5 protein-coding genes and 2 tRNA genes are annotated in these 4,931 nt (G+C 40.0%); 3 read left to right on the forward strand and 4 right to left on the reverse strand.

Features of this window, described 5'->3' with window-relative positions; all coding sequences use genetic code 11:
• Positions 1 to 935 (reverse strand): reverse transcriptase domain-containing protein (locus CXF65_RS00790; RefSeq protein WP_198551929.1); only part of this gene is annotated, 935 nt, incomplete at its 3' end.
• Between the two features lie 355 nt (positions 936 to 1,290).
• Between CXF65_RS00790 and CXF65_RS00795 the strand changes: the two genes are divergently transcribed.
• Together CXF65_RS00795 and CXF65_RS00800 are read left to right on the forward strand one after the other, a co-directional pair.
• Positions 1,291 to 1,366 (forward strand) — tRNA-Ala (locus CXF65_RS00795).
• Between the two features lie 155 nt (positions 1,367 to 1,521).
• Positions 1,522 to 1,597: transfer RNA gene (locus tag CXF65_RS00800), tRNA-Glu, on the forward strand.
• A gap of 317 nt (positions 1,598 to 1,914) precedes the next feature.
• Here CXF65_RS00800 and CXF65_RS00805 read toward each other — a convergent pair.
• Together CXF65_RS00805 and CXF65_RS00810 are read right to left on the reverse strand one after the other, a co-directional pair.
• Complete coding sequence (locus tag CXF65_RS00805; protein WP_025653220.1) at positions 1,915 to 2,823, reverse strand: DMT family transporter; 909 nt, start codon at positions 2,821 to 2,823, stop codon at positions 1,915 to 1,917.
• Between the two features lie 459 nt (positions 2,824 to 3,282).
• On the reverse strand, positions 3,283 to 3,582 hold the full coding sequence (locus CXF65_RS00810; RefSeq protein WP_101210707.1) for a peptide-binding protein: 300 nt from the start codon (positions 3,580 to 3,582) through the stop codon (positions 3,283 to 3,285).
• 285 nt (positions 3,583 to 3,867) lie between these two features.
• Here CXF65_RS00810 and CXF65_RS00815 point away from each other — a divergent pair, with 285 nt between their 5' ends.
• Complete coding sequence (locus CXF65_RS00815; RefSeq protein WP_101210708.1) at positions 3,868 to 4,521, forward strand: LysE family translocator; 654 nt, start codon at positions 3,868 to 3,870, stop codon at positions 4,519 to 4,521.
• A 37-nt stretch (positions 4,522 to 4,558) separates the two neighbouring features.
• Here the strand turns inward: CXF65_RS00815 and CXF65_RS00820 are convergent.
• Positions 4,559 to 4,931: transposase (locus tag CXF65_RS00820; protein WP_198551930.1), on the reverse strand; the 373-nt coding region annotated here is incomplete at its 5' end.

Below are 4,931 nucleotides of genomic sequence, written 5' to 3' on the forward strand. Positions count from 1 at the left end.
GAGTAACTTCCTGTTTTACAGTATTCGTTAACCATGGATCTTGTATATCTATAATATTTTTTACTAATATTCACTTTTTTGTTTACTGTCAAAGAAGTTACTTCTTGTCTCTTATTCCTAGTATAAAGTCTTGTTTTTTTCTTGTTTACAGTAAATCTTGACCCTTCTATAGCTTTTTTTAGTTTGGAGCCAACTACCCACTCATCATTCTTCAAATAAGCTATTTCTGTAGGAAAACTCTTCATATTGGTTGAAAGAGTAATGTCGTCAGCATATCTCGAGTAATCAAGTTTATATCTCTGTGATAGTCTCAGAATTCTGGCATCAAGAATACTACCTATAAGGTTACTAATTATAGGAGATAAAGGGCTTCCTTGTGGTAGGTAACCTTCTACACTTATTGAAGGTCTGTAGGTAGCTATTTGAGCAATAAGTATAGCGACATCAATATCTAACAGGAAATGTCGATTCTTATGGAAATAACCAACGATTCTGGAAAAGGTTATGCTTTCAAAAAAATCAACTATATCAATGTTCAAAACATATTTCTTATTTATATGTTTTTTGGCATTACTATATATATTGAAGCTAAATGGCTCTAATGAATTGTCAGTTTTGAGGGCTTTTCTGAAGCCATGGGAGGAGAAGCTTAGAATGGATGATTGTTGCGCAGTTTTAGTTACTCTTTCATTTTCGATTTCGTCATGACACTGACTTAATAATATAGCCATATTCGACTGTAATAGCTTTAAACTGGCATGCGGCGCCAAAATACGTCTGTCACCACCGCTTTTTTTAGGTATTGAAAACTTGTAATATTTCTCATTAATATTAGATGAGTACAGTATGTTTGTTAGTTGCTTTTCAGAAAAGCCTAATAATGAAGCTAGACCTTTTCTGTCACTACAGCTTCTTAAATTAGATAGTTTATTCATAGGTTTAATATTACAATAGTAACCCTCTGGGAACTCATATGGTCACCGTACAATATTTTAGATACCTATAGCAGTATCAGATTACCGTAGGCGTAATCAGACATAAGACCTTACATTCTCAAAACAGATTGCGATACGCAATCTAATAATCTTCCCAGAGGGCATACATCAGACTACAGCTAAACTTTTACTCATACAACTATTTAGCCCAAAAAAAATAATTTTTAAAAGATACTTACCTCGAAATTCCTTATTGACCGTAAAATTCGCTTTTTTTTGCATATTTATGAATTATTTTTAAAATAGTGGTTGACAGGACTGCTGGTCTTGCATAAAATACGCACACTCTTAGCGAGGGGCTATAGCTCAGTTGGTAGAGCACTTGCATGGCATGCAAGGGGTCAACGGTTCGACTCCGTTTAGCTCCACCATACTATTTACGACAAAGCTCAGTTTACTGAAACTTTAGAATGAATACTCGCTAGTAGGACGATATCAGCACCTAGGCAAGGCTTGCTCTATTAATAGATAAGCTCTCTGATATTGTGAAGTACCGTTGTAGCCATTTGGTTATGACACTCTATGCGTCCCCATCGTCTAGAGGCCTAGGACACCGCCCTTTCACGGCGGTAACGGGGGTTCGAATCCCCCTGGGGACGCCACTATACGGCGTCACTTATTAGCACTTTTGCTTAGTACCTTTAAGCATCAGGTAAGACTAATAAGCGAACAATAAAAAAGCCCAGTCATCATACGGCGACTGGGCTTTTTTACGTCTGTCGTTTTTATAATGGCTTGTTGCAACTTACTTCAAATATAGTCAATCCTATATAACTCAGATACGGTGTCAGTCTCGCTTAGCCTACTATTTGCAGTACTTTCACTCGTCTTCCTTGTATCCAAATTATATTGAACCGACTATACCATTCATCGCTTGAGCGTTTATCGGACAAACCTTTAGCCTGTCCGATAAAGCAGTTTACGACTTGACCAAGCCTTTTAATGACAAGTTTAATGATAAATAAGTGCCAAACAAGATCACGACTGAGCCAATGATCGCGCCGATATCCAGTGCTTCGCCAAGCAAGATATAACCAAAAAATATCGCAAAAATAGGGATAACCAGCGTAATACTGGTCGCGCGCATCGGGCCGATATTTTTGATCAACTGGTTCATAAAGATGAGGGCAATGGCGGTCGAAAATACCCCGATACAGATCACCGATACCCAAGCTTGCAGGCTGATACTTGTGCCATAAGGGAATTTGTAGACGGCAATCGGCGTCATCACCACACTAGCGATAATGAGGGAGCCTGCCGTAATCGCAATCGGGGAGATATCCTGTAAATAATTTCTGGTGATATTTGCCCCTATCGCATAACCAACACTGGCAAATAGCGCATAACCCATCGGTAGCAACGCTGAGCCTAAATCCGTCCCCAAGCCCTGCCCCTGCTCACCAAATAAGTTCCCACTCATGAGGATAATCACCCCAACCAGACCAATGACCAATCCTAGCGTTTGCCGCTTGGTCAGTCTTTCTTTAAAGAACATACTGGCGATAAAGCCGCTCATCATTGGTACAGAGGCATTAAGCACCGCCAATACACCAGCGTTCACCGTCTGCGCTGAAAAGGAAAATAACACGAATGGAATGGCAGCCGAGAACAGCCCAACGATGGTTAGCACTTTGTAGCTTTCTTTGATACCTTTGCGGTTTTTCGCACTCATTAATATAAAAATAAGCATGGTCAGTCCAGCAAATACCACGCGCAGGCTGGCAAATGCCAACGAGCCAAACTCAGGGACACCCACCCGATAAAATATAAATGAGAGCGACCACATAAAGGAAAGCGCAAAGAAGGTAATAAGGTCGCGTCTGGTCATGGTTCACTCAATTTGGCAGGCTATTTATCCAGCAGTGTTTGCTGGGTTGGTTAAGTCATAAAATATCGTGATGATACCGTTTTAATGGCTTTAGAGATGCTGTTTTTATGTATTTTTGCGGGGTTTATACAAACGGATAGGTACGATTTATGGCGTTTTAGTGAGCGCATAGGATGAATGTCGTCTGGATGAGCATTGCTCGATCTCATTGGGCTTGAGCGAGGGTGATTTTGCGGATATCGTGTATGATTAAAGCGTGATGAGCGAGCGGTGTTTTTGCTCATTAAACTTACGAAAGCTGAAAAAAGCCAGCCTAAAAAATATCTCGTATTTTTTAGGCTGGTTTCTTATAAATCAACACTGTACCAAAATTCTAATAGCCACTAATTTATTGCCTAAGACACTTAGGCTTAGCAAATTTGGCTATCTATTCTCATCCAAAACTGACAAATCACCCTACTAACGATCGTAGCAAGAAACGAATTCTCTAATCGCCCAGCCCCAGTGTCTGTATTCTCCCTTATAATATCCTTCCAAATATACCCACGGACGGCTTCTATTATCGTAAGTCGTTTCGGTGATATAAACTTCGCGCTCATTACGTAGTTTATTAATGACCTTACCATTAGGTTGGTCGCGAATATTTAACGGAGTACCAGTCGGGTCCGTTACTTTACAGACTCTCTCGGCGTGCGCCGCATTCATTCCAATAATCACCGCAAAAATAGATAAAGCAAGAGTACCAGTTAGTCGGGTCATTTCAAATTCCTATAGCAAACAAATGTCTTATTTAGTTTAGACATATTATCAGAATTTATATTACTGTATGGGCGATTTACATAAGAAATTTATGTTTTATCAATTTTTATGAAGGCTGAGAGCACAACCTACCTTATGATTTTTAATATGGGTACTCATTGGGTGATTTACTCTATTGCCAACTCTTACAATGCTCACTACTATCTACCCTATAAAAAACTTATAAAATATATAAACACTCTATAACATAGGGATATCTAGAGCCATCAAAGGGAGGTGCTTGTTGTGTTTGGTATTGAAAATTATCTAGGATTTATCGCTGCCGCCATTTTATTAAATATCACACCAGGCTCGGATACCATGTACATCATTACTCGTAGTGTCTCACAAGGGCAAAAAGCTGGGTTTTATTCAGTACTAGGCGTGACTTCCGGTGCGTTGATTCATACTTTATTAGCGGCGCTAGGTCTATCAGTATTATTGGCCAATTCCCCAATAGCATTTATGATCGTCAAATATATTGGTGCCAGCTACTTGTGTTATTTAGGCTTTAAGATGCTAACAAGTAAACAAGCACCTTTGATAACGAATAACGTGCAAGACCACAAAAACATTGCAACTATGAAGCCTTTCAATTATTGGCAGATATACAAACAAGGGGTGCTCACCAATACCTTTAACCCCAAAGTGGCTTTGTTTTTTGTCGCTTTCTTTCCTCAGTTTATCGACCCCAGTTATGCTCATAGCATGTTGTCATTTTTGGTATTGGGGCTGACCTTTGCCACCACGGGTTTGATATGGTGCTCGTGTTTGACATTATTGGCGTCAAAGTTCAGCAAAAACCTAAGAAAAAACCCTGCCATTGAGTCTGTCTTGAACAAAATCAGCGGTGTCGTATTTATGGGACTGGGCGTTAAATTGTTGACTGACAAAGGTTAAGCAAGTGAGACCATCCCAGATTCTGTGTAACTGCCATTTAGATTAAATGCTTACTAATACGATCATCAAACATTATCATAAAGCGATTTAAAGCAGACGTCCAGTTACGAATGGGCATAGACCACTTTTTAGACGCCTGCTGGGTGGCTAAGTACACCACTTTGAATGCTGCCTGATCAGAGGGGAACACCTTACGCTTATTCACCGCTGTTCGAATCACGCTGTTCAATGACTCAATAGCATTGGTGGTATAAATCACTTTTCTGATGTCTTTAGGATACTCAAAGAACACCGTTAAGCCCTCCCAGTTATTGCGCCAAGACTTGACCACATGCGGGTACTCTGTGCCCCAAGTCTCATCAAAGTGCTCAAGATTGGCCTCTGCCATCTCAAGGGTATCAGCGCCGTAA

The organism is Psychrobacter sp. Sarcosine-3u-12, from assembly GCF_002836005.1.
GTDB lineage: Bacteria > Pseudomonadota > Gammaproteobacteria > Pseudomonadales > Moraxellaceae > Psychrobacter > Psychrobacter okhotskensis.

Excerpts from the sequence above, each read along its gene's own strand:
- CXF65_RS00805 (WP_025653220.1), bottom strand. The coding sequence starts at position 2,823 with ATGACCAGACGCGACCTTATTACCTTCTTTGCGCTTTCCTTTATGTGG.
- CXF65_RS00810 (WP_101210707.1), bottom strand. The coding sequence starts at position 3,582 with ATGACCCGACTAACTGGTACTCTTGCTTTATCTATTTTTGCGGTGATT.